This is a genomic window from Pseudomonas sp. B7 (assembly GCF_016735645.1).
In the GTDB taxonomy this organism is placed as follows: Bacteria; Pseudomonadota; Gammaproteobacteria; order Pseudomonadales; family Pseudomonadaceae; genus Aquipseudomonas; species Aquipseudomonas glycinae.
Window position 1 is genome coordinate 55,752 of sequence record NZ_JAERRE010000004.1, and the last position, 23,683, is coordinate 79,434.

At 59.8% G+C, this 23,683-nt stretch carries 19 protein-coding genes and 1 tRNA gene; 16 read left to right on the plus strand and 4 right to left on the minus strand.

Annotation, left to right across the window (positions count from 1 at the left end; all coding sequences use genetic code 11):
• Positions 1 to 99: 99 nt before the first annotated feature.
• The 15 genes from JKA62_RS11250 to JKA62_RS11320 all read left to right on the plus strand — a co-directional run bounded on the left by JKA62_RS11250 (position 100) and on the right by JKA62_RS11320 (position 16,933).
• Positions 100 to 3,846, plus strand: a complete 3,747-nt coding sequence (locus tag JKA62_RS11250; RefSeq protein WP_011336220.1) for a bifunctional diguanylate cyclase/phosphodiesterase — start codon at positions 100 to 102, stop codon at positions 3,844 to 3,846.
• A 15-nt stretch (positions 3,847 to 3,861) separates the two neighbouring features.
• Positions 3,862 to 3,938, plus strand: a tRNA-Ile gene (locus JKA62_RS11255).
• A gap of 375 nt (positions 3,939 to 4,313) precedes the next feature.
• On the plus strand, positions 4,314 to 4,529 hold the full coding sequence (locus JKA62_RS11260) for a hypothetical protein (RefSeq protein WP_041475442.1): 216 nt from the start codon (positions 4,314 to 4,316) through the stop codon (positions 4,527 to 4,529).
• A 60-nt stretch (positions 4,530 to 4,589) separates the two neighbouring features.
• Complete coding sequence (locus JKA62_RS11265) at positions 4,590 to 5,555, plus strand: HesA/MoeB/ThiF family protein (RefSeq protein ID WP_011336221.1); 966 nt, start codon at positions 4,590 to 4,592, stop codon at positions 5,553 to 5,555.
• A gap of 22 nt (positions 5,556 to 5,577) precedes the next feature.
• Positions 5,578 to 6,042, plus strand: coding sequence for an HIT family protein (locus JKA62_RS11270; RefSeq protein ID WP_011336222.1), 465 nt, complete (start codon positions 5,578 to 5,580; stop codon positions 6,040 to 6,042).
• A 147-nt stretch (positions 6,043 to 6,189) separates the two neighbouring features.
• Entirely contained in the window at positions 6,190 to 6,651 is a 462-nt protein-coding gene (locus tag JKA62_RS11275) for an Lrp/AsnC family transcriptional regulator (protein ID WP_011336223.1), read from the plus strand.
• Between the two features lie 146 nt (positions 6,652 to 6,797).
• Positions 6,798 to 8,480 carry a flavin monoamine oxidase family protein gene (locus JKA62_RS11280; protein WP_011336224.1) on the plus strand — a complete coding sequence of 561 codons (1,683 nt, stop codon included), beginning with the start codon at positions 6,798 to 6,800 and terminating at the stop codon, positions 8,478 to 8,480.
• Between the two features lie 12 nt (positions 8,481 to 8,492).
• Positions 8,493 to 9,287, plus strand: a complete 795-nt coding sequence (locus tag JKA62_RS11285) for a carbon-nitrogen hydrolase family protein (protein ID WP_201817809.1) — start codon at positions 8,493 to 8,495, stop codon at positions 9,285 to 9,287.
• Positions 9,288 to 9,325: 38 nt separating this feature from the next.
• Positions 9,326 to 11,752, plus strand: coding sequence for a pyrroloquinoline quinone biosynthesis protein PqqF (pqqF, locus tag JKA62_RS11290; protein WP_201817812.1), 2,427 nt, complete (start codon positions 9,326 to 9,328; stop codon positions 11,750 to 11,752).
• Positions 11,753 to 11,911: 159 nt separating this feature from the next.
• On the plus strand, positions 11,912 to 11,986 hold the full coding sequence (gene pqqA / locus JKA62_RS11295; RefSeq protein ID WP_003444522.1) for a pyrroloquinoline quinone precursor peptide PqqA: 75 nt from the start codon (positions 11,912 to 11,914) through the stop codon (positions 11,984 to 11,986).
• Positions 11,987 to 12,070: 84 nt separating this feature from the next.
• Positions 12,071 to 12,982 (plus strand): pyrroloquinoline quinone biosynthesis protein PqqB, encoded by a 912-nt coding sequence (pqqB, locus tag JKA62_RS11300; RefSeq protein WP_011336227.1) that lies wholly within the window; start codon positions 12,071 to 12,073, stop codon positions 12,980 to 12,982.
• Between the two features lie 20 nt (positions 12,983 to 13,002).
• Entirely contained in the window at positions 13,003 to 13,755 is a 753-nt protein-coding gene (gene pqqC, locus JKA62_RS11305; RefSeq protein WP_011336228.1) for a pyrroloquinoline-quinone synthase PqqC, read from the plus strand.
• Complete coding sequence (gene pqqD, locus JKA62_RS11310; RefSeq protein ID WP_201817815.1) at positions 13,752 to 14,027, plus strand: pyrroloquinoline quinone biosynthesis peptide chaperone PqqD; 276 nt, start codon at positions 13,752 to 13,754, stop codon at positions 14,025 to 14,027. Before pqqC ends, pqqD begins: the two co-directional genes overlap by 4 nt.
• Entirely contained in the window at positions 14,020 to 15,159 is a 1,140-nt protein-coding gene (gene pqqE / locus JKA62_RS11315) for a pyrroloquinoline quinone biosynthesis protein PqqE (RefSeq protein ID WP_442962198.1), read from the plus strand. Before pqqD ends, pqqE begins: the two co-directional genes overlap by 8 nt.
• A complete protein-coding gene (locus JKA62_RS11320; RefSeq protein ID WP_041475444.1) occupies positions 15,125 to 16,933 on the plus strand; it encodes a S9 family peptidase in 1,809 nt (602 codons plus the stop codon). Before pqqE ends, JKA62_RS11320 begins: the two co-directional genes overlap by 35 nt.
• A gap of 3 nt (positions 16,934 to 16,936) precedes the next feature.
• Here the strand turns inward: JKA62_RS11320 and JKA62_RS11325 are convergent, their stop codons facing one another.
• Complete coding sequence (locus JKA62_RS11325) at positions 16,937 to 17,095, minus strand: YqaE/Pmp3 family membrane protein (protein WP_003228885.1); 159 nt, start codon at positions 17,093 to 17,095, stop codon at positions 16,937 to 16,939.
• 206 nt (positions 17,096 to 17,301) lie between these two features.
• Positions 17,302 to 18,585: an aspartate aminotransferase family protein gene (locus JKA62_RS11330; RefSeq protein WP_011336232.1), complete on the minus strand. Its 1,284-nt coding sequence runs from the start codon at positions 18,583 to 18,585 to the stop codon at positions 17,302 to 17,304.
• A gap of 169 nt (positions 18,586 to 18,754) precedes the next feature.
• On the opposite strand from JKA62_RS11330, the gene JKA62_RS11335 reads away from it, so the two are divergent.
• Entirely contained in the window at positions 18,755 to 19,684 is a 930-nt protein-coding gene (locus JKA62_RS11335; protein WP_201817819.1) for a LysR family transcriptional regulator, read from the plus strand.
• Positions 19,685 to 19,911: 227 nt separating this feature from the next.
• Here the strand turns inward: JKA62_RS11335 and JKA62_RS11340 are convergent, their stop codons facing one another.
• Both JKA62_RS11340 and JKA62_RS11345 read right to left on the minus strand, forming a co-directional pair.
• Positions 19,912 to 21,690 (minus strand): acyl-CoA dehydrogenase C-terminal domain-containing protein, encoded by a 1,779-nt coding sequence (locus JKA62_RS11340; RefSeq protein WP_011336234.1) that lies wholly within the window; start codon positions 21,688 to 21,690, stop codon positions 19,912 to 19,914.
• Positions 21,691 to 21,874: 184 nt separating this feature from the next.
• Positions 21,875 to 23,671: an acyl-CoA dehydrogenase C-terminal domain-containing protein gene (locus JKA62_RS11345; protein ID WP_201817821.1), complete on the minus strand. Its 1,797-nt coding sequence runs from the start codon at positions 23,669 to 23,671 to the stop codon at positions 21,875 to 21,877.
• Positions 23,672 to 23,683 lie beyond the last annotated feature (12 nt).

Sequence of the window (23,683 nt, forward strand, 5' to 3'; positions counted from 1 at the left end):
GTTTTGTTTATATGGCAGATTAAATACTCAGCTCCGCCCTCCCCCGCGCACAGCCCGTCTACACTCGAAACATTCCCCCCGAGCCATAACGAGACCGTTATGCCCAGACTGGCGTCCGTGCTTTTTTTGCTGCCACTGATGATCTGGACCGCAACGGCTGACGCGCTGACTCTGAACGATGAAGAACGTAGCTGGCTGGCGGCTCACCCGGATTTGCGCCTGGGTGTCGATGCGTCGTGGCCACCCTTCGAGTTCCGCGACGATCAGAGCCGCTATCAGGGCCTGGCTGCGGACTATATCGATGTGATTCGCCAACGCCTGGCGATCAAACTCACGCCCATCGAGCCGGTGAGCTGGACGGTAGTGCTCGAACAGGCGAAAAACGGCACGATCGACCTGCTGCCGGGGATCATGTCTACCCCGGAACGCCAAAGCTACCTCTCATTTACCCGCCCTTACCTCGACTTTCCGATCGTCATCCTGGCCCACGTCGGCGGCCCGCAACCACACAAGCTCGAGGATCTTTACGGCCTGAAAATCGCCGTGGTCGAAAACTACGCGCCCCACGAACTGCTGCGCACCCATCACCCCGACCTCAACCTGGTGGCGATGCCCAACGTCAGCTCCGCGTTGCAGGCCCTGGCTACCGATGAAGTCGACGCCGTGGTCGGAGACCTGGCATCCAGCGTCTGGAGCCTGCGCCAGCTCAAACTGGATGGTTTATATGTCAGCGGCGAAACCCCTTACCGCTACCAACTGGCAATGGGCGTCCCGCGGGACAACAAAATGCTGGTGGGGATTCTGGACAAGGTGCTGGCCGACATGTCCCCGGAAGAAATCAGCAGCATCCAGGAGCATTGGGTCGGCAACGTCCTCGATCACCGGACATTCTGGTCGGATCTGCTGATTTACGGGTTACCGGGCCTCTCGCTTCTGGTCATCGTGCTGGCGGTGGTGATCCGCATCAACCGTCGTCTGAGCTCGGAAATTGCCCGACGCATCGACCTCGAACAGGAGCTGCGCAGCAGCGAATACCATTATCGCGGACTGGTGGAGAGTCTTTCGGCCATCGCCTGGGAAGCGCGGATCAGCGATTTCACCTACAGCTATGTTTCGCCCCACGCCGAAGACCTGCTCGGTTATCCACTGTCCCATTGGCTGATTCCGGGCTTCTGGCGCAACATCATTCACCCGGCAGACCTGACTCGTGCTCAGAGTTTCTGCGATCATGAAGTGCTGGCCGGGCGCGACCACAGCCTCGATTACCGGGTGATCACCGCTGACGGACGTTGTTTGTGGGTGCGCGACATTGTCAGCCTGATCGAACACGGCCACGAACCGGTGATGCGCGGCCTGATGATCGACATCAGCGAAACCAAGCGCACCGAAGAGGCGTTGCGCCTGTCAGAACAAAAGTTCGCTTCAGTGTTCCAGCAATGCCCGGACATTCTGGTCATCGCCCGGCTCTCCGACGGCTGCCTGCTGGAGGTCAACGAAGCTTTTGAAGAACAGATCGGGCTCAAGGCCGAAGAAGTGATTGGCCAGACCGCCACCGAACTCAACATCTGGGGCATTCCCGGAGTCGGCCCGGGCCTGCTTCAGCGCCTGCAAGCCGGCAGCATTCGCAACCTGGAGATGCCCTTTCGCCGCAATAATGGCCAGGTGTTCACCGGGCTGATTTCCGCCGAACCCTTCGAACTCGACACCACACCGGCGCTGGTCGTGGTGGTGCGCGACATTACTCAGCTCAAGGAAACCCAGCAGCAACTGCAAACCTCCGAAGAAAAGTTCGCCAAGGCCTTCCACGCCTCGCCGGACGGCCTGCTGCTGTCGCGCCAGAGCGATGGCCTGTTGCTGGAGGTCAACGAAGGCTTCAGTCGTATCACCGGTTTCAACAGCGCCATGTCTGTAGATCGCTCGGCGCTGGACCTGGGCATCTGGGTCAACCTCAACGAACGCAAGCAAATGCTCGACCTGCTGCACCGCGACGGGTTCGTTCGTGACTTCAGCTGCCACATCCGCCGCAGCGACGGGCAGATACGCCTCTGCGAGGTGTCCAGCCGTCCGCTGCCGATCGGCGACGAAGACTGCATGTTGACCATCGCCCGGGACATCACCGAACGCCACTTGATGCAAGAAAAGCTGCAACAGGCCGCGACCGTGTTCGAAAGTACCGCCGAAGGCGTGTTGATCACCGACACTCAGCAACACATCAGCGCCGTGAACCGGGCCTTCACCGAAATCACCGGTTACAGCGAAAGCGAAGCGCTCGGCCACACCCCGCGCCTGCTTGCGTCCGGCCTGCACGACAGCGCGTTCTACGCAGCGATGTGGCATCAATTGACCGATGAAGGTCACTGGCAGGGAGAAATCTCCAACCGGCGCAAAAATGGCGAGCTGTACCCGAGCTGGCTGACTATCAGCGCCGTGCGCAACCGCGACAAGTTCATCACTCACTTCGTTGCGGTGTTCGCCGATATTTCCAGCCTGAAGCACGCCCAGGCCAAACTCGACTATCAGGCGCATCACGACCCGCTCACTGGCCTGCCGAACCGCACGCTGTTCGAAAGCCGTCTGTTGACGGCACTCAACAGCCAGCAGGAAAACGGCGGCCAGGGCGCAGTGCTGTTCCTCGACCTCGACCGCTTCAAGCACATCAACGACAGCCTCGGTCATCCGGTCGGCGATTTGTTGCTCAAGGGCATCGCCGTGCGCCTCAAGGAGCAACTGCGGGATATCGACACCGTCGCGCGGCTGGGCGGCGACGAATTCATCATTCTGCTGCCCGGCCTGCAGCAACCCGGCGATGCCGACAACATCGCCACCAAACTGCTGAACTGCTTTGGCGCGCCGTTCCAGGCTGGCGAGCATGAGTTCTTCATCAGCGCCAGCATCGGCACCAGTCTCTACCCGCGCGACGGCTGCGATGTCGCAACCCTGATCAAAAACGCGGACGCAGCGATGTATCGCTCCAAGGCCAAGGGCCGCAACCGGGTCGAAAGCTACACCCGCGATCTCACCGCCCAGGCCAGCGAGCGTGTGGCGCTGGAGCACGAACTTCGCCGCGCCATCGAGCGCGAGGAGCTGTACCTCTATTACCAACCGAAAATCAGCCTCGACGATCACAGCCTGGTCGGCGCCGAAGCCCTGATCCGCTGGCGTCATCCGAACTTCGGCGAAGTACCGCCAGAGCATTTCATTCCGCTGGCGGAAGAAAACGGGATGATTCTGCAAATCGGCGACTGGGTGCTGGAAACCGCCTGCCGGCAGATGTTCGAGTGGGGCCAGATCTATGAATCCCTCGGCCCGCTGTCGGTCAACCTCGCCGGCGCGCAACTGCGCCAGCCGAACCTGCTGGGACGCATCGAGCAACTGCTCAAGGACAACCGCCTGCGGCCGGAATTACTGCAACTGGAAATTACCGAAAACTTCATCATGAGCCAGGCTGAAGAAGCGCTGGCGGTGCTGCACCAGCTCAAACACCTGGGCGTGCAACTGGCCATCGACGACTTCGGCACCGGTTATTCCTCGCTGAGCTACCTCAAACGCCTGCCACTGGACATCCTCAAGATCGACCAGTCTTTCGTCCGCGGCCTGCCCGATGACCCGCACGACGCGGCGATTGTCCGCGCCATCATCGCCCTGGGCCGCAGCATGCAATTCACCGTGATCGCCGAAGGCGTGGAAACCCAGGCCCAGCAACAATTTCTCGCCGCCGAAGGCTGTGAGCAGATCCAGGGCTACATCGTCAGCCTGCCGCTGCCACCCGAGGAATTCGCCGCGACGTTTCTTCGCATATCCGTATCGGATTTTTCGGATAGCACAGCCGAGAAACCGTCGCTATAATCCGCGGCCTACTGAGGGCCTATAGCTCAGTTGGTTAGAGCAGAGGACTCATAATCCTTTGGTCCACGGTTCAAGTCCGTGTGGGCCCACCAAACATGAAAAAGCCGCGCTTATGTGCGGCTTTTTCGTATCTGCGTTCCCCCCCTCAGACAACGCATAAACGAGACCGCACAGTCTCTACAATCCGGCGATTGTCGTACCTCCCATCTCGATGCTGCCGGCTCACGCCGCGATCTGATTCACAGGATCATATAGCTCATCTGTTTGCTGCCGAGTTTGTGCATGCAATCGCTGTTCTCCTTGGTTAAAACCGCCAAAACAATGTAACGAAAAATTAATTATCACAAGTTATCGCAGACGCCCCTTTTACAGTCAGAAACTACCAAGAGTTGACAGACAATAGATCAGAAACACAATATGGAAATGCTGGAAAGAATCATTAGTATTAATAATATGGAGCTAAAAATATGGAAATTAAGGCTGCTGCAGGTATCGCTGCACTCATACTGGGTGCCTCCATCTTGAATGCACAGGCTGCGCAAACCAAAGACGCTATAACTTCGGGCAGCGAACCTTTGACAACAGTCATGGGTAAGAAAACCGTCGCATCGGGCACTACAGCCATGATTGGAATCATGTGTTCTGATGGCCGCATTGTGTTCTCCAAGCCTCGCTGCAACTAAGTAAACTCCCAGGTTGCAGCACCGCTGCCCTGGGATTTTCATTTCGATCAGAGAAGCAATATGGACAGTGCAGCAATCGATTTTTATCTAAAGGATGAACAAGGAAACGTTTTGGGCTTGATCGCCCCCTCGACTTTTTTTGCCGAAACAGATAGCGGCTTGTTGATTGATGGCCCTAAAAGCACAGTCAGAATCAATCAACGATCAATTGCCGGTCTTGCAAAAGGCTTGGTCGAAGCTGGCTCACTTGCAACCGGCACCCTCGAAGAACTGGCCCAAATCCATGCTTTATTAGAAAACCCGGCAACGAGCAGAACGACTAGTTACTTTCTGTGCGGGACATCGTCTTGCAGCGCAATCATCGAAGACACGAACACCATCGAAAAAAGTACCGCACTGGTTGTTGGCTGCGGAGGGATCGGTAGCGTGACTGCGATGGTGCTGGCAGGTTGCGGCATTAAAAAATTTATATTGGTGGACGCCGACGCCATTGAGGAAAGCAACCTCAATCGGCAGCTGTTCTGGACGAGGGCAGACATAGGCCAGCCTAAAGTCTCGACGTTGAAGTACGCCATTGAAGCGCGTTTTCTGAATACAACGATCGAAACTCTAGCGATAGAAGCGGACAAATTCGCTATCGAGAACCTGCAGCGTCAATACGACGCCAACATCATTATCATCACCGCAGATAATCCGTCCTCTCTGGCTGAAGACGCGGCAGGCATTGCTCAGGCAAGTGGAGTTCCTGTTGTGAGTGGAGGCTACAACCACTCCAATTGTAAGGTTTACCTGCATTCCGGTGAACAGGTTGAAACCTTATCCGCCACGACCGAAATCACACCCTGGCAGCGGCTCCCACACTCAATCATGCCCAGTTTCGGCCCGCTAAATGTAAATATGGCATCGCTGTTGGCTTCCGGATCTATCGCAATGCTAGCCAAACGGAGTTTCGAGTCGAACAAAGATCACACTATCGAATGGGACGCTTGCCACTTTCCTTTAAACTTCCAAACTGAAACTTATTGACCGGTCAATATTGGATAAATAAATGAGCTGCATTTTCTGCGATATCGCATCAGGCAAGGCACCTGCACACGTAATCTGGGAAAGCGAAAGCCATCTGGCATTTCTGTCAATATGTCCTAACACCCCGGGGTTCACCGTTGTCATCCCTAAAGCACACGCGTCCAGTTACGCGTTTGCACAGTCAGATCAGGCACTCACTGAGTTGACCCTGGCTGCAAAAGCCGTTGCTTTATTACTCGATAGCGCCCTTCCAGATGTTGCACGCACAGGAATGATGTTTGAGGGTTACGGTGTGGATCATCTTCACGCAAAACTGTTCCCGATGCACGGCACCGGTAATAGCAGCGAATTCAAACCTATCAGTTCAAATATCGATAAATATTTTACTCGCTATGAGGGATATATCTCATCGCATGACTGGAAGCGTGCCGATGATCAGGAATTGGCCGAACTTGCGAGAAAAATCAGAAATCACGCATCTCTGTAACTTACTCGACGATTTGCATCGTGTTGCCGGGCTCGATATTGGCAATAGTCGCGCGCCCTCTCCAATAGACAGGAGGTTTGATAGATGCGCTAATTGACTGATTCGCATACGTCGAAGCACGTAGGCAGGCCAATTCCGAGATAACCCATGTCCAAAATCGCCTCCACAGGTCTTGATGAAATCGACCGCCAGCTGATCGCAGCCCTGCAAATCAACGCCCGCGAAAGCGTGGCGATGCTGGCCCGGCAATTGGGGATCGCCCGCACGACCGTGACTTCACGACTGGCGCGGCTGGAAAAGGCCAAAGTCATCACCGGCTACAGCGTGCGTCTGGGCCAGCGCGTGGTGGACGGCGGATTGCAGGCTTACGTCGGGATCAAGGTGCAGCCACGCTCCGGCAAAGAGGTGTTGCGCCGTTTGAGCGCAATGGCTCAGGTGCAGCAATTGTGCGCGGTGAGTGGCGAATTCGATTATGTGGCGTGGCTGCGGACCGATTCGCCGGAGCAGCTTGATCAACTTCTGGATCAGATCGGCAGCGTAGACGGTGTGGAGAAAACCACGACCTCGATCATTCTCAGCAGCAAGATTGATCGCGGCCATCCAGTCTGACCAATAAAATCGTCAGATTGCAGCATATGCACTCAAAACGACGACACATTGCGTCTTATTAACGTGTTCTACGCTCCCTAGAATGGCTGGCATCTTTTCCTATACTCAGACGCGCCTCCAGCGTCGGGTCGCCAGCAAGGTCAGCCATGAACAAGAACAATCGCCATCCTGCAGACGGTAAGAAACCGATCACCATTTTTGGCCCGGACTTTCCTTTCGCCTTCGACGACTGGATCGAACACCCGGCCGGTCTCGGCAGCATTCCCGAGCACAACCACGGCGCCGAAGTGGCCATCGTCGGGGCCGGCATCGCGGGTCTGGTGGCGGCGTATGAGCTGATGAAACTCGGCTTGAAGCCGGTCGTTTATGAGGCCTCGAAGCTTGGCGGTCGTCTGCGTTCGCAAGCGTTCAACGGTACCGACGGCATCGTCGCCGAGCTCGGCGGCATGCGTTTCCCAGTGTCGTCCACCGCGTTCTATCACTACGTCGACAAACTCGGCCTCGAGACCAAGCCCTTCCCCAACCCGCTGACCCCGGCCTCCGGCAGCACCGTGATCGACCTGGAAGGCAAAACCCATTACGCACAGAGCCTGAAGGATCTTCCTGCACTGTTCCAGGAAGTGGCTGACGCCTGGGCCGACGCTCTGGAGGCCGGCTCACAGTTCGCCGATATCCAGCAGGCGATCCGCGACCGTGACGTGCCGCGCCTGAAAGAGCTGTGGAACACGCTTGTTCCTCTTTGGGACGACCGCACCTTCTACGACTTCGTCGCCACGTCGAAAGCCTTCGCCAAACTGTCGTTCCATCACCGCGAAGTGTTCGGCCAGGTTGGTTTCGGTACCGGCGGCTGGGACTCGGACTTCCCCAACTCGATGCTGGAAATCTTCCGTGTGGTGATGACCAACTGCGACGATCACCAGCATCTGGTGGTCGGCGGCGTCGAACAAGTACCGCAAGGCATCTGGCGTCATGCGCCGGAGCGGTGCGTACACTGGCCGGCAGGTACCAGCCTCAAGTCGCTTCACCACGGTGCCCCGCGCTCCGGGGTAAAGAAAATCGCCCACGCGCCTGACGGTCGTTTCGCGGTCACCGACAACAATGGCGACACCCGCGAATACGCCGCCGTACTGACCACCTGCCAGAGCTGGCTGCTGACCACCCAGATCGAATGCGACGAAAGCTTGTTCTCGCAAAAGATGTGGATGGCCCTGGACCGCACGCGCTACATGCAATCGTCGAAGACCTTCGTGATGGTCGACCGCCCGTTCTGGAAGGACAAGGACCCGGAAACCGGTCGCGACCTGATGAGCATGACCCTCACCGATCGCCTGACCCGTGGCACCTACCTGTTCGATAACGGCGACGACAAGCCGGGCGTGATCTGTCTGTCGTACTCGTGGATGAGCGATGCGCTGAAGATGCTCCCGCACCCAGTGGAAAAACGCGTGAAGCTGGCACTGGATGCGTTGAAGAAGATCTACCCGAAAGTCGACATCGCCGCGCGGATCATCGGCGATCCGATCACCGTGTCGTGGGAAGCCGACCCGCACTTCCTCGGTGCGTTCAAGGGCGCCCTGCCCGGCCACTATCGCTACAACCAGCGCATGTACGCGCACTTCATGCAGGACGACATGCCGCAGGAGCAGCGCGGGATTTTCATCGCCGGCGACGACGTATCATGGACGCCTGCGTGGGTCGAAGGTGCGGTGCAGACCTCGCTCAATGCAGTCTGGGGAATCATGAAGCACTTCGGCGGGTCCACACATAAAGAGAACCCTGGCCCGGGTGATGTGTTCAACGACATCGGCCCGATCGCCCTGCCCGAGTAAGAGGAATCTTCAATGCGTGTAGCCCTTTACCAATGTCCACCGCTGCCACTGGAACCCGCCGCCAACCTTCAGCGCCTGCACCAACTGGCGAAGGAGGCCAAAGGCGCCGACCTGCTGGTGGTGCCGGAGATGTTCCTGACCGGCTACAACATCGGCAAGGAGGCGGTCGCGACATTGGCCGAGGTCTACAACGGTGAGTGGGCGCAGCAAGTCGGACGGATCGCCAAGGCTGCCGGTCTGGCGATCCTTTACGGTTACCCTGAGCGCACCGCCGAAGGGCAGATCTATAACGCCGTGCAGTTGATCGATTCGAGCGGCGAGCGCCTGTGCAATTACCGCAAGACGCATCTGTTCGGCGATCTGGATCGTTCGATGTTCAGCCCCGGCGATGGCGAGTTTCCCATCGTCGAGCTCAACGGCTGGAAGCTCGGTTTCCTGATCTGCTACGACCTGGAGTTCCCGGAGAATGCCCGGCGCCTGGCCCTTGAGGGCGCCGAGCTGATTCTGGTGCCGACCGCCAACATGATTCCTTTCGATTTCATTGCCGATGTTTCCGTGCGCTCCCGTGCCTTCGAAAACCAGTGCTACGTGGCTTACGCCAACTACTGCGGCCACGAAGGCGACACCCATTACTGCGGACAAAGCAGCATTGCCGCGCCGGATGGCAGCCGCATTGCTCAGGCCGGGCTGGATGAAGCCTTGATCGTCGGCGAGCTGGATCGCCAGTTGATGGTCGACTCGCGCAGCGCCAACCGTTACTTCAACGACCGCCGTCCCGAACTTTACGACGCGCTCAACAAGCGCTAATCCGCTAGCATTGGCACTTCACTGTTCTGGAAGTGCCCATGCCTGCGCCGACCCATCCCCGTCCCCACACCGAAACCCTGGCCAACGGCTTGCGCGTGACCCTGCGCCACGTGCCCGGCCTGAAGCGCAGCGCCGCGGCGTTGCGGGTGGCTGCCGGCAGTCATGACGTGCCGTTGGCGTGGCCGGGGCTGGCGCATTTTCTTGAGCATTTGCTGTTCCTCGGCACCGAGCGTTTTCCCGCAAGCCAAGGCCTGATGGCCTACGTGCAAGGTCACGGCGGCCAGGTGAATGCCAGCACCCGTGAGCGAACCACCGATTTCTTCTTTGAATTGCCGCCGCCGTCCTTCAGCGGTGGGCTGGAGCGTCTGTCAGACATGCTCGCCCGTCCGTGTATGAATCCGGACGATCAGTTGCGGGAACGGGAAGTGTTGCAGGCGGAGTTTGTCGCGTGGTCGCAGGATGCTGGAGCTCAGCAAAAAGAAGCGCTGTTCGCAGGGTTGTCAGCAGCGCATCCGTTGCGCGGCTTTCATACCGGGAACCGCGACAGTCTGCCGGTAGAACACGCGGATTTTCAGCAGGCGTTGAAAGACTTTCATCAGCAGTTTTACCGCACCGGACAGATGATCCTGAGCCTGGTCGGGCCGCAAAGTGTTGAAGAGCTGCGCACGCTGGCCGAACAGTTTGCCGCCGCGCTGACGGCTGGGGATCAAACTTCACAGGCAGCCCCCGTTCGCTTGATGGACACTCCACAGGCAAGTTATCAACAGGTCGGCGAACGGAACGGCAATCTGTTGTTTGCGTTGGAGGACTTGCCGGAGTCGTCGGCCGAAGCGCTGGCGTTTCTCTGTCACTGGTTGAACAGCGCCAAACCCGGTGGGCTGCTCGCTCACTTGCAACAGCAGGGATTCGCGGAAGGCTTACAGGCCTGTGTGCCCTATCAATTTGCTGAGCAGGCAGTTCTGCATCTTCAGTTCACTGGGGCATCCGGGTCACTCGACGCTCTCCGCGCGCAGTTTCTCGACTGGTTGAGCTTCTTCACAGCGCAGCGGGACTGGCCAGCGTTGCGTCAGGAGTATGCAACGCTGCTTGAACGGCAGCAGCAGGTCAGCGGCGCGTTTCAGCTGGCGCGACTCGACAGCGAACGACGTGAAAACGGCCTCTGCGATTCGGCCGTTGCGGCGCTGAAAGTGATTCTCGGCAAAATCGGCACTGTGGATAACTTCAGCAGCCACTGGCATCTGCCTGCCGCCAATCCGTTCCTGCGCACAGCCAAGCCGCTGGCCAACGCCGGCCTGATCCGCGGCCAGACCAGCGCCCACCGTGGCCTGCGCACGTTCGCTCAGGATCGCTCGCGCAGCCGTCGCGAACGCTCGCCGATGCAATTCAGCCAAGCGCTGCCGGATAACGGTGACGAAGGTGCGGTATATGTTCGCTGGCAGACGGAAGCAGCGGCCACGGCCGAGCTGCAAGCGAAACTGCAACGCAGTCTGCGGGAGGTTTCCGACGACGCGCGTCAGGCCGGGGTCGAGTTGTCCTTCAGCGCCGCAGCTAATCAGTGGCTGCTGAAACTCACTGGCCTGCAGGACACGCTGCCCGTTGTGCTGGAGCACGCGCTGAAATCTCTGACACAAGTGGGCGCCGACTCCGCGAAAGGCGAGCCGCAACCTGCGCTGATACCGATCCGCCAACTGCTCAAGGCATTGCCCGAAAAGTGCCTGACAGCGGTAGGCGAATCCGATGACGCCGCGCAGCTGTGGACAACTTCCCGCTGGGACGGTCTGGCTTTGGGGCTAAACCAACAAACCCAGTCAGCCATGGGCCTCGCCCTGAGCCGTATCCCCGGCATCCCGGACAATCAAATTCCCCCACCGTCGACAATCAACTCTGGATACCTGTGGAGTCAGATCGACAGCGCGTCCAGCGAACACGCCTTGTTGCTGTTCTGCCCAACCGCCAGCCACGAAATCGCTGACGAAGCCGCGTGGCGCCTGATCGCCCACCTGTGCCAGACGCCGTTCTACCAACGCCTGCGCGTTGAATTGCAACTCGGTTATGCGGTGTTCAGCGGCCTGCGCCAGCTCCACGGCCAGACCGGATTGCTGTTCGGTGTGCAATCGCCCACGGCCACCGCCGCGCAATTGCTCGACCACATTCAGCAGTTTCTCGATGGCCTGCCAGCCCTTGTCGAACAGCTGGATGCCGCCAGCCTCACTCAGCAACGCCAGACGCTTGCCGATCAGTTCGATGACAACGTCCTGTCCGGCAAAGATGCGGCCGAACTCCTGTGGCAGGCCCGCCTCGCCGGCCACTCGTCGGATTATCTGCTGCAATTACGCAGCGCAGTCGCTCAACTGGATCGCCCGGCGTTGCTGGCCGCCGCACAACGTCTGATCCGCGCCGAGGGCGGCTGGCACGGCCTGGCCAACAGCCCTTCGCCGGGCGCGCCCTGGCACGCGGCTAAATGATCATTACCGGGGCTGCAAGGAGCTTTCTCAAAGATTCACGGGCAAAGCCCCTGAAATTTTGAGTAACATAGCCACCTAACTATTTGGAACATCCCCGCGCTGCCGTGGACTATACCTATGGATAGCGCTATCTCACCCACCTGAAAAAGGAGTCACCCGATGGCTTGGACTAAACCTGCTTACACCGACCTGCGCATCGGCTTCGAAGTCACCATGTACTTCGCCAGCCGCTGAGTCCTGCCTCAAGCAGAACACTGCAGTGCAACGCCTCGGCTCGCCGGGGCGTTTTATTTTCAGCGTTGAAATGATGGAGCGTTCATGTTCGTCCAGATTCTGGGTTCGGCCGCCGGTGGCGGTTTTCCGCAGTGGAACTGCAACTGCGTCAATTGCGCCGGTTTTCGCGATGGCAGCCTGAATGCCCAGGCCCGTACCCAATCGTCCATCGCGATTTCCGATGACGGCGTGAACTGGGTGCTGTGCAATGCCTCGCCGGACATCCGCGCGCAGCTTCAGAGCTTCGCCCCGATGCAACCGGGCCGGGCCCTGCGCGACACCGGCATCAGCGCGATCATCCTGATGGACAGCCAGATCGACCACACCACCGGCCTGCTCAGCCTGCGCGAAGGCTGCCCGCATCAGGTCTGGTGCACGGACATGGTCCACGAAGACTTGAGCACCGGTTTCCCGCTGTTCACCATGCTCAAGCACTGGAACGGCGGGCTGGACTGGAACCGCATCGAACTCGACCAGAGTTTCACCGTCGCCGCATGCCCGAGCCTGCGCTTCACCCCGCTGCCGTTGCGCAGCGCCGCACCGCCCTACTCGCCACACCGCTTCGACCCGCATCCGGGCGACAATATCGGCCTGATCGTCGAAGACCTCGGCACCGGCGGCAAATTGTTCTACGCGCCGGGTTTGGGCAAGGTCGACGCGCCATTGCTGGAAATCATGGCCGGCAGCGACTGCGTGCTGGTGGACGGGACGATGTGGGACGACGATGAAATGCAGCGTCGTGGCGTCGGCACCCGCACCGGCCGCGAAATGGGCCATCTGGCGCAGAATGGCCCTGGCGGCATGCTCGAAGTGCTGGAACAGCTTCCCGAGCAACGTAAGGTGCTTATCCACATCAACAACACCAACCCGATTCTCGACGAAGACTCGCCGGAGCGCGCGGAACTGGTTCGACGCAATGTTGAAGTGGCGTATGACGGCATGAGCATCGTCCTGTAACGAATGCCCGGAGAACCGCAATGACCGACACCCCGCTGTCCCCCGCCGAATTCGAAGCGGCCCTGCGCGCCAAGGGCGCCTATTACCACATTCATCACCCGTATCACGTGGCGATGTATGAAGGCCGGGCCACCCGTGAGCAGATACAGGGCTGGGTCGCCAACCGCTTCTACTATCAGGTGAACATCCCCCTGAAAGACGCGGCGATCCTCGCCAACTGCCCGGATCGCGAGATCCGTCGCGAGTGGATTCAGCGCCTGCTCGACCACGACGGCGCGCCCGGTGAAGATGGCGGCATCGAAGCCTGGCTGCGCCTCGGCCAGGCCGTCGGTCTCGATCCGGATCAATTGCGCTCCCAGGAACTGGTGCTGCCCGGCGTGCGTTTCGCCGTCGACGCCTACGTCAACTTCGCCCGCCGCGCCAGTTGGCAGGAAGCCGCCAGCAGCTCGCTGACCGAGCTGTTCGCGCCGCAGATCCACCAGTCGCGCCTCGACAGCTGGCCGCAGCATTACCCGTGGATCGACCCGGCCGGCTACGAATATTTCCGCACCCGTCTCGGCCAGGCCCGGCGCGATGTCGAGCATGGTCTGGCGATCACGCTGGAGCACTACAAGACCCGCGAAGGCCAGGAACGCATGCTGGAAATTCTCCAGTTCAAACTGGACATCCTTTGGAGCATGCTCGATGCCATGAGCATGGCCTACGAACTGAACCGCCCGCCGTATCACAGCGTCACCGATCAACGGGTCTGGCATAAAGGAATCGCCTTATGAGTTTCGACCGCAGCAAGACCCCGACCTGGCGTCCCGGCTACCGTTTCCAGTACGAACCGGCGCAGAAAGGCCATGTGCTGCTGTACCCGGAAGGCATGATCAAACTCAATGAAAGTGCCGCATTGATCGGCGGCCTGATCGACGGTGAGCGGGATGTCGCGGCGATCATTGCCGAACTCGACAAACAGTTCCCCGGCGTGCCCGAGCTCGGTAACGACATCGAGCAATTCATGGAGGTTGCCCGTGCGCAGCACTGGATCACCCTTGACTGATCTGCCGCCCAAGCCTGAGGTCGGCCTGCCGCTGTGGCTGCTCGCCGAGCTGACTTACCGCTGCCCGCTGCAATGCCCGTACTGCTCCAATCCGCTGGATTTCGCCGAGCAGGGCAAAGAGCTGAGCACCGAGCAGTGGATCAAGGTGTTCCGCGAAGCGCGGGAGATGGGTGCGGCGCAACTGGGCTTTTCCGGGGGCGAACCGCTGGTGCGCCAGGATCTCGCCGAGCTGATCCGCGAAGCGCGCCAGTTGGGTTTCTACACCAACCTGATCACCTCCGGCATCGGCCTGACCGAGCAGAAGATCAGCGACTTCAAGAAGGCCGGGCTCGATCACATCCAGATCAGTTTCCAGGCCAGCGACGAGCAAGTGAACAACCTGCTCGCCGGCTCGAAAAAGGCCTTCGCGCAGAAACTGGAAATGGCTCGCGCCGTGAAGGCTCACGGCTATCCGATGGTGCTGAACTTCGTCACTCATCGGCACAACATCGACAAGATCGACCGCATCATCGAACTGTGCATTGCGCTGGAGGCCGACTTCGTCGAACTCGCCACCTGCCAGTTCTACGGCTGGGCGCAGCTCAATCGTGTCGGCCTGTTGCCGACCAAGGAACAACTGGTTCGTGCCGAACGCATCACCAACGAATACCGCGCAAAACTGGAAGCCGAAGGGCATCCGTGCAAGCTGATTTTCGTCACCCCGGACTACTACGAAGAGCGCCCGAAAGCCTGCATGAACGGCTGGGGCAGTCTGTTTCTGACGGTCACACCGGACGGCACCGCCCTGCCCTGTCATGGCGCCCGACAGCTGCCGGTACAATTTCCCAATGTGCGCGACCACAGCATGCAGCACATCTGGTACGACTCGTTCGGTTTCAACCGCTTTCGCGGTTATGACTGGATGCCCGAGCCGTGCCGCTCCTGCGACGAGAAAGAGCAGGACTTCGGCGGCTGCCGCTGCCAGGCCTTCATGCTCACCGGCGATGCCAGCAATGCCGACCCGGTGTGCAGCAAGTCCGAACATCACGGCGTGATCCTCAAGGCCCGCGAAGAAACCGAGCACGCCACCCAGACCATCGAACAACTGGCCTTTCGCAATGAACGAAACTCGCGACTCATCGCCAAAGGCTGAGCCTTTCAGCGCCACCGCTGCGGTTGCTGCCGGCGTGGATTTCGCCGAATTGCAACTTGGTGCCCATGGCTTGTTCTGGAATGAATATCGCCCAACAGACGCCGCGTGCCGGATCTGGCACTGGCGCGATGGCGCGGCGAAATGTCTGACGCCTACGGGTTTCAGCGTGCGCAGCCGGGTGTACGAATATGGCGGTGGGGCGTTTTGCCTGACGCCTGACGGGGTGGTTTTCGTCAACGAGGCGGATCAACAGCTGTATCGCCAGACGCTGGACGGCGAGCCCGTGGCATTGACGTCTGGCGAGTGTCGTTATGGCGATCTGAATTACGCCGACGGGCAGGTGCTGGCCATTGAAGAGAACGGTGATCGCCATCGGCTGGTGGCTATCGATCTGGCGAATGGCGAGCGTCATAGGCTGATTGAAGGCGCGGATTTTTATGCATCGCCGATCATCAGTCCGGACGGCCAGCGCTTGGCGTGGATCGAGTGGAGCCGTCCGTATCAGCCGTGGACATCCACACGACTGATGCTCGCCGAGCGCTCGGATAGCGGGTTTTCCGTCCCACGCTGTGTGGCGGGTGAAACCCTTGAAGAGTCGATCCAGCAACCGCGTTTCGATGCCAATGGCCGACTGGGCTGTCTGACCGATCGTGGTGGTTATTGGCAACCGTGGGTCGCGTCGGCAAACGACTTGCAACCGTTAGCTAGCGCCAAAGCCGATCACGCACCAGCTCCATGGCAACTTGGTGGCTGCACTTGGCTGCCCACCGACGAAGGCTTTTTGGCGAGCTGGAGCGAAGGCGGTTTCGGTCGTCTGGCGCTCAACGGTGAAGACTTCACCGGCGACTACAGCCGCTTCCGTCATCTGGCTGTCGATGATCAATTTATTTACTGCATTGCCGCCTCACCGATCAGCCCTTCAGCGGTGATCGCCATTGATCGCGAATCGCGTGAAGTGAACATCCTGGCCGGCGGAGTCGCACCGCTACCCGCCGAGCGCATCAGCCGCCCGCAAACTCTGCGCTATCCCAGCGGTTCGGGTGAAGCCCACGGCTTCTTTTACCCGGCCACGAATGGTGATGTGAAGCCGCCGCTGGTGGTGTTCATTCACGGCGGCCCGACGTCGGCCTGCTACCCGATGCTCGACCCGCGCATTCAGTACTGGACGCAGCGTGGCTTCGCCGTCGCCGATCTCAACTACCGAGGCAGCAGCGGTTATGGCCGGGAGTATCGGCAGGCGCTGCATCTGAGTTGGGGCGCGGTGGACGTCGAGGACGCGTGTGCGGTCGTGGCCTACCTTAATGATCGCGACATGATCGACGGTGATCGTGCATTCATCCGTGGCGGCAGCGCCGGTGGTTACACCACGTTGTGCGCCCTGGCGTTCCATCAGGTATTCCGCGCTGGCGCCAGTCTGTACGGAGTCAGTGACCCGGTGGCACTGGCCCGCGCTACGCACAAGTTTGAAGGCGATTATCTGGACTGGCTGATCGGCGATCCAGAGAAAGATGCCGAACGCTACGCCGCCCGCACGCCGTTGCTGTACGCAAGCAACATCCGCGTACCGGTGATTTTCTTTCAGGGCGAACTGGACGCCGTAGTCGTGCCGCAACAGACCCGCGACATGGTCGCGGCCCTGGAGCAAAACGGCATTGAGGTCGAAGCGCATTACTACGCCGATGAACGCCACGGCTTCCGCCGGGCCGCCAATCAGGCCCATGCGCTGGAGCAGGAATGGCGGTTCTACCGGCGAGTGATGGGTTTGACGGACTGAGACTCAGCGTTTGGCGATGATGTACACCGCATGCACGATCCCCGGGATGTAACCGCACAACGTCAGCAGAATGTTCAGCCAGAACGCGCCGCCGAACCCGACCTGCAGAAACACACCCAGAGGCGGCAACAGAATGGCAATGATGATGCGGATAAAGTCCATGGGGCAGCTCCTGATTGGGGGTTGGCTCACCTGAGCCATACAAGCTAATCGACCTGTGCCGTTTGTCAGGGTTCAGTGCAAACCGCAATCTCGCCATCTGATTGCCATTATCCGGCCACAAAAAAACGCCCCACGCCAAAAGAATCAGGAGTGGGGCGTGCGTTATACCGCGAGACGGTTCTTGAATTCGGGTGGGAAATTTCAGCTCAGACGGCAATCCCTTTGCGGCATTGCAGTTGCGCGGTGCGTACCCGGGAGAAGGCGCGGGCCAGGCGCAGGAGCATTTCGTCGATGTTGGCCTTGCTGACGTTGAGCGCCGGTGTGAAGCGCAGGCAGTCGGCTTGTGGGGCGTTGAGCAGCAAACCTTCGTGAAGCGCGGCTTTGACAACGGCCTCGGCGGAGTCTTCCGACAGGCTCAGTCCCCAGAACAGCCCCTGCCCGCGTAACTCGCCATGCTCATAACGATAGGCCAGACGGGCGAGCCCTTCGCGCAGATGCTGGCAGTTGTCGCGGATCTGTTCGAGGAATGCACGGTCCTGCACGCTGTCGAGCACCACCAGCCCTGCGGCGGTCATTAGCGCGTTGCCATGATGAGTACCGCCCAGCTCGCCAGAATCGAAACAGCAGGCCTTGCCTCGCGCCAGCAGCGCCGCCAGTGGAACACCGCCGCCGAGGCCTTTGCCGAGCACGACGATATCGGCGCGCACGCCGTAGGACTGTTCGGCGAGTAAGGTGCCACAACGGCCGATGCCGGTCTGAACCTCGTCGAGAATCAGCAGAATCCCCAGCTCACGGCAGAGGCGCTCGACACCCTTGAGGTAATGCTCGGTCGCAGGGATTACTCCGGCATCGCTCTGGATCGGTTCGAGCATGATTGCTACGGTCTGCGCATCCACTGCTGCATGCAGCGCCGGCAGGTCATTGAACGGTACCGGATCGAAACCGGGCAGCAACGGTGCGAAACGGTTGTGCAGGTTGCAACTGTCCGACGCCGAAATCGTCGCCAGACTACGTCCGTGACAGCCTTGTCTGGCGACAATGATCCGCGAGGCGCCGCCGCGATGCAGCTGGCCCCATTTGCGCGCCAGTTTGATCGCCGCCTCACAGGCTTCGCTGCCACTGTTGAGCAGGTATGCCTGATCACTGCCAGTGCTCGCACAAAGACGTTCGGCAAGGCTGAGCATGCCGCGGTTGTGCAGATTGAAACCGGGATTGATCAGGGCCTGGGCCTGGTTGGCAATGGCTTTGACCAGCGCCGAAGGGCTGTGGCCGAGGCTATTGGCGCCTCCGGCCTGGGAAAAGTCCAGGTAGGCGCGGTCATTGCTGTCCCATAGCCAGGAGCCTTGACCGCGAACGAATACCTGCTGCGGACGCTCGACGCTGGGCATCAGACGTTCGGCATTCAGGCCATCAGCGGCATCCGATTCTTGGGTTTCAAAAGCCAGGTCATCGAGGCTCGGCGTCTGGCGCCGCAAACTGAACAGATTCATTGAAAAAAACCTCGATCGAGGTTTTTTGAACTGCCTATGCAAACACTTTCAAAACAAACGCTGGTCATTGCGCTTTCCGGCCCTGTAAGCCTTGTGAATGCGGTTAGACTAGGCCGGTTCACGGCGTCAAGCCATTTCGATTTCCCAGCATTTTCGATAAGTGTTACTTATGGATTTCAAACAACTGCGTTATTTCGTCGCGGTCTACGAAGAAGGGCATGTCGGACGCGCCGCCGAGCGCCTGTCGATCTCTCAGCCCGCGCTGTCCCAGCAGATTCGCCAGCTGGAACAAAACCTCGACGTCACCCTGTTCGAACGCAGCAGCAAACGCCTGCTGCCGACCCTCGCCGCCCACACCTTGTACAACCACGCCTTGCCACTGCTCGACGGCATGCAGCGGGCGCGTGAGGCGTTGGGTAACTTCAAAGGGCAGGCACTGCGCACATTGGCGATCGGCGTGCTGCAAACCGTGCACACCAGCCTGGTGCCGCAAATGCTGGAGAGAGTGCGCAAGGCCCAGCCGCATCTGGTGGTGCAGATTTATGAACTGACGGGGCTTGAGATCGAGCGGCGACTGCTCAACGGCTCGCTGGACATCGGCATCAGCTATCTACCGCCACGCCAGCCGGGGCTGCACGGCGTGATGTTGTACGAAGATGAACTGACGCTGGTCATCCCGGCGGATCATCCGCTGCGGGAATTCAAGAAAGTCTCGATGAGTCAGGCGGCCGAATTGCCGATGTTGCTATTGGGCGAAGAATTTCAGATCCGCCAGATCTGGCAGGCGCAACTGGCCAACCTCGGACGTCGTCCGCAAGTGCAGGCCGAATTGAACAATATGGTGGGGATTCTCGACAGCCTTCCGCATACCCGTCTGGCGACGGTGCTGCCCGGTCGTTCGCAAAAAGAGTACGACGATCAGGATCTGCTGTGGAAACCGTTGAGTGAGCCGCGCGTGCCGTTGAAGGTCGGGCTGGTGTGTCGCGATGTGCAACGCCAGCAGGCGCCATTGGCCTTGCTGCGAACGTTGCTGGAAGAGGTGATGCAGCGTGAGGACAAACCGCTGAAAGGGGCGCCGCCGCTGGACGCGCTGAGCTGAAAACTTTTCTGCGGGCATAAGAAAACCCCGCCGAAGCGGGGCTTTGCAGACTGTTTCCCTGACATCCATTTCACTCCGCCACCCTGGCAGAATCCTACGTGTCCGTGTTGTTGCTTTGCGCTTCCTGCGCGACGTCCATGGAAAGTAGATTAGCTGTGGATCCAATCTACGCCTATGGGAGAACAGCAGCACGTCATGTAAGAGATCGCTTACATGACGTTACCTCATCAGAACTGCGCAGCGTCCAGCAGGAACAGCGACTCGCTGCCGGCCTTGACCGACGCGCTCAACGAGTGAATCCGCGGCAGCAGACGGGCGAAATAGAACCGCGCCGTGCCGAGCTTGCTCGCGTAGAAATCGTCCTGCGCTTCTTTGCCCAGCGACGCCTTGGCCATCAGCGCCCACATGTACGCGTAAGCGGTGTAGCCGAATACTTGCAGATACTCGACCGACGCCGCGCCGATTTCGTTCGGGTTGGTTTTCGCCCGGTCCAGCAGCCATGAGGTCAGCTCGTCGAGGGTGTCGACGGCGTCATTCAGCGGCTTGGTGAACTCGCCCAGATCGGCACTGGCGGTTGCGGTGAAATGGCGGATCTCGTCGGCGAACAGTTTGTAGAACGCGCCGCCGCTGCCGACGATCTTGCGCCCCACCAGGTCCAGCGCCTGAATGCCGTTGGTGCCTTCGTAGATCTGGGTGATGCGCACGTCACGCACCAGTTGCTCCTGGCCCCACTCACGGATGTAGCCGTGGCCGCCGAAGATCTGCTGGCCGTGGACGGTGGTTTCCAGTCCCAGATCAGTCAGGAACGCCTTGGCCACTGGCGTCAGCAAGGCCACCAGATCTTCCGCACGTTTGCGGGTCGCGGCGTCTTCGCTGAACTTGGCGGTGTCGAGCTGCATCGCCACGTAAGTGGAGAACGCACGGCCGCCTTCGTTCGAGGCTTTCATGGTCAACAGCATACGACGCACGTCCGGGTGGACAATGATCGGGTCGGCCACCTTGTCCTTGTTCTGCGCGCCGGTCGGCGAACGACTTTGCAGGCGGTCACGGGCGTATTCGATGGCGTTCTGGTACGAGCGCTCGCCGGTGGCCAGGCCCTGGATACCGACGCCCAGACGCTCGTAGTTCATCATGGTGAACATCGCGGCCAGGCCCTTGTTCGGCTCGCCGACCAGGTAACCCACGGCTTCGTCGAAGTTCATCACGCAAGTGGCAGAGGCCTGGATGCCCATCTTGTGTTCGATCGAACCGCAGTTCGCCGGGTTGCGCGCGCCCAGGCTGCCATCGGCATTGACCATGAACTTCGGCACCAGGAACAGTGAAATGCCTTTCGGCCCCGCTGGTGCGTCCGGCAGTTTGGCCAGTACCAGGTGGATGATGTTTTCGGTCAGGTCGTGCTCACCGCCGGTGATGAAGATCTTGGTGCCGCTGACCTTGTAGGAACCGTCGGCCTGAGGTTCGGCCTTGGTGCGAATGATGCCCAGGTCGGTGCCGGCGTGTGGCTCGGTCAGGCACATGGAACCGGCCCAGACACCGGCGTACATGTTCGGCAGGTAAGCGGCTTTCAGCTCTTCGCTGGCGTGGGCGTTGATCGACAGGCAAGCGCCGGCGGTCAGCATCGGGTACAGACCGAAGGATAGGCTGGCGGAGTTGACCATCTCTTCGACCTGGGCCGAGACGGCTTTTGGCATGCCCATGCCGCCGTAGGCCGGATCACCGCCAACACCGACCCAGCCGCCTTCGGCATACGTCTGATAAGCCTGTGGGAAACCGGCCGGCGTAGTGACGGCACCGTCGGCCCAGTGGCAGCCTTCTTCATCGGCGGCACGGCTCAGGGGCGCAATGCTTTTGCTGGTGACCTTGCCGGCCTCTTCGAGAATGGCTTCAACGGTTTCCGCGTCCACCGTCTCGGCCAGGGCCGGCAGTTCGGCCCAGAGTTTGGCGACTTCGAACACTTCATTGAGGACGAAGCGCATATCGCGCAGCGGCGCTTTGTAGTCAGCCATGGCAAACCTCGCAAAGATCTAAACAGGTGATTCGTGGAAGGGTGTTTTCGTTGAGCTGGAGTGTAACCCAACAACTTTTGCGACACATAGGGTCAGGCGGTGACTGATTTGTTATTTTTAGTCACCAGCAATCAACTATAAAGAAGCCCGCAATCAGCGGGCTCTTTTGTTTAACAGTGGCGTGTTACAGCAAGAACAACTGCGCCGGCAGTTTCATCAGGCAATCGCTACCCGCCTCGATCGCCGCACGATGCGCAGCGGTGCGCGGCAGCAACCGCTTGAAGTAAAACTCGCACGTCGCCAGTTTGCCCTGACAGAAATCGCCATCACCCTCCCCCGACTCCAGCTGAGTCTGAGCGACCAGCGCCATGCGCAGCCACAGGTAGCCGAGAACGATGTAACCGCTGTACATCAGGTAATCCACCGAAGCCGCGCCGACTTCATCCGGGTTCTTCATCGCGGCCATACCGACCTTCATGGTCAGCTCGCCCCATTGCTGATTGAGGTCATCGAGTTGCGCGACAAACCCGCCCAGTTGCGCATGACCGGCATTGGCAGCACAGAACTTGTGAACGATTTTGGTGAAGTTGCGCAGCAGTTTGCCCTGGCTGCCGAGCACTTTGCGCCCGAGCAGATCCAGCGCCTGAATGCCGTTGGTGCCTTCGTAGATCGGTGCAATGCGGCAATCGCGAACCAGTTGCTCCATACCCCACTCGCGGATAAATCCATGGCCGCCGAACACTTGCATGCCGAGGTTGGTCACCTCCAGGCCGGTGTCGGTCATGAACGCCTTGCAGATCGGTGTCAGGAACGCCAACAGGTCTTCGGCCTCGTGACGCACCTCGGCGTCCGGGCTCAGGTGCGCGACATCGAGCATCTGCGCGGTGAAATAGGTCAGCGCGCGGTTGCCTTCGTTGAAGGCTTTCATGGTCAGCAGCATGCGTCGCACGTCCGGATGGACGATGATCGGGTCGGCCGGTTTGTCCGGGGACTTGGCACCGGTCAGGGCCCGCATCTGCAAGCGGTCGTTGGCGTATTTGATTGCGCCCTGGAAGCTTGCCTCGCCCAGACACAGGCCCTGCATCCCGGTGCCGAGGCGCGCGTGGTTCATCATGGTGAACATGCAATTCAGGCCTTTGTTCGGCTCGCCGATCAGGAAACCTTTGGCGTCGTCGAAGTTCAGCACGCAGGTGGCCGATGCCTTGATGCCCATTTTGTGTTCGATCGAGCCGCAGGAAACGCCGTTGCGCTCGCCCGCTTCACCGGAGGCGTCCGGGAGAAATTTCGGCACGATGAACAGCGAAATGCCTTTGGTGCCCGCCGGTGCGTCCGGCAGTTTGGCCAGCACCAGATGAATGATGTTGTCACTCATGTCGTGCTCGCCGGCGGAGATGAAAATCTTGCTGCCGGTCACCGCATAACTGCCGTCGGCCTGCGGCACCGCGCGGGTCTTGATGATGCCCAGGTCGGTGCCGCAATGGGCTTCGGTCAGGCACATGGTGCCGGTCCACTGGCCTGCAGTAAGTTTGCGCAGATAGGTGTTTTTCTGTTCTTCGGTGCCGTGGGCGTGGATCGCCGACATGGCGCCGTGGGTCAGGCCCGGGTACATGCCCCAGGAGGTGTTGCTGGAGGCGACCATTTCGCTGATCACCAGCCCCAGCGAACTCGGCAGCCCCTGGCCACCGTAGGTCGGATCTGCCGCCAGACCGTGCCAGCCACCTTCCACGTATTGTGCGAAGGCCTGCTTGAAGCCTGTAGGCGTTGTCACCACACCATTGTCGAAATGGCAGCCCTCTTCGTCGCCGCTGCGATTGAGCGGTGCCAGAACGTTCTCACAGAACTTCGCGCCCTCGTCGAGGATCGCGTTGATCATGTCCGTGCTGGCGTCGTGGGCGCCGAGGGCCGCGTACTGAGTGTGGAAGTCAAAGACGTGGTCGATCAGAAAGCGCATGTCGCGCAGGGGAGCTTTGTACTCGGGCATGGTGGCTTCTCC

What these genes read in the sequence shown, in the direction of transcription:
- JKA62_RS11250 (WP_011336220.1), top strand. Translation starts at nt 100, where the DNA reads ATGCCCAGACTGGCGTCCGTGCTTTTTTTGCTGCCACTGATGATCTGG.
- JKA62_RS11260 (WP_041475442.1), top strand. Translation starts at nt 4,314, where the DNA reads ATGGAAATTAAGGCTGCTGCAGGTATCGCTGCACTCATACTGGGTGCC.
- JKA62_RS11265 (WP_011336221.1), top strand. Translation starts at nt 4,590, where the DNA reads ATGGACAGTGCAGCAATCGATTTTTATCTAAAGGATGAACAAGGAAAC.
- JKA62_RS11270 (WP_011336222.1), top strand. Translation starts at nt 5,578, where the DNA reads ATGAGCTGCATTTTCTGCGATATCGCATCAGGCAAGGCACCTGCACAC.
- JKA62_RS11275 (WP_011336223.1), top strand. Translation starts at nt 6,190, where the DNA reads ATGTCCAAAATCGCCTCCACAGGTCTTGATGAAATCGACCGCCAGCTG.
- JKA62_RS11280 (WP_011336224.1), top strand. Translation starts at nt 6,798, where the DNA reads ATGAACAAGAACAATCGCCATCCTGCAGACGGTAAGAAACCGATCACC.
- JKA62_RS11285 (WP_201817809.1), top strand. Translation starts at nt 8,493, where the DNA reads ATGCGTGTAGCCCTTTACCAATGTCCACCGCTGCCACTGGAACCCGCC.
- pqqF (WP_201817812.1), top strand. Translation starts at nt 9,326, where the DNA reads ATGCCTGCGCCGACCCATCCCCGTCCCCACACCGAAACCCTGGCCAAC.
- pqqB (WP_011336227.1), top strand. Translation starts at nt 12,071, where the DNA reads ATGTTCGTCCAGATTCTGGGTTCGGCCGCCGGTGGCGGTTTTCCGCAG.
- pqqC (WP_011336228.1), top strand. Translation starts at nt 13,003, where the DNA reads ATGACCGACACCCCGCTGTCCCCCGCCGAATTCGAAGCGGCCCTGCGC.
- pqqD (WP_201817815.1), top strand. Translation starts at nt 13,752, where the DNA reads ATGAGTTTCGACCGCAGCAAGACCCCGACCTGGCGTCCCGGCTACCGT.
- JKA62_RS11320 (WP_041475444.1), top strand. Translation starts at nt 15,125, where the DNA reads ATGAACGAAACTCGCGACTCATCGCCAAAGGCTGAGCCTTTCAGCGCC.
- JKA62_RS11325 (WP_003228885.1), bottom strand. Translation starts at nt 17,095, where the DNA reads ATGGACTTTATCCGCATCATCATTGCCATTCTGTTGCCGCCTCTGGGT.
- JKA62_RS11330 (WP_011336232.1), bottom strand. Translation starts at nt 18,585, where the DNA reads ATGAATCTGTTCAGTTTGCGGCGCCAGACGCCGAGCCTCGATGACCTG.
- JKA62_RS11335 (WP_201817819.1), top strand. Translation starts at nt 18,755, where the DNA reads ATGGATTTCAAACAACTGCGTTATTTCGTCGCGGTCTACGAAGAAGGG.
- JKA62_RS11340 (WP_011336234.1), bottom strand. Translation starts at nt 21,690, where the DNA reads ATGGCTGACTACAAAGCGCCGCTGCGCGATATGCGCTTCGTCCTCAAT.
- JKA62_RS11345 (WP_201817821.1), bottom strand. Translation starts at nt 23,671, where the DNA reads ATGCCCGAGTACAAAGCTCCCCTGCGCGACATGCGCTTTCTGATCGAC.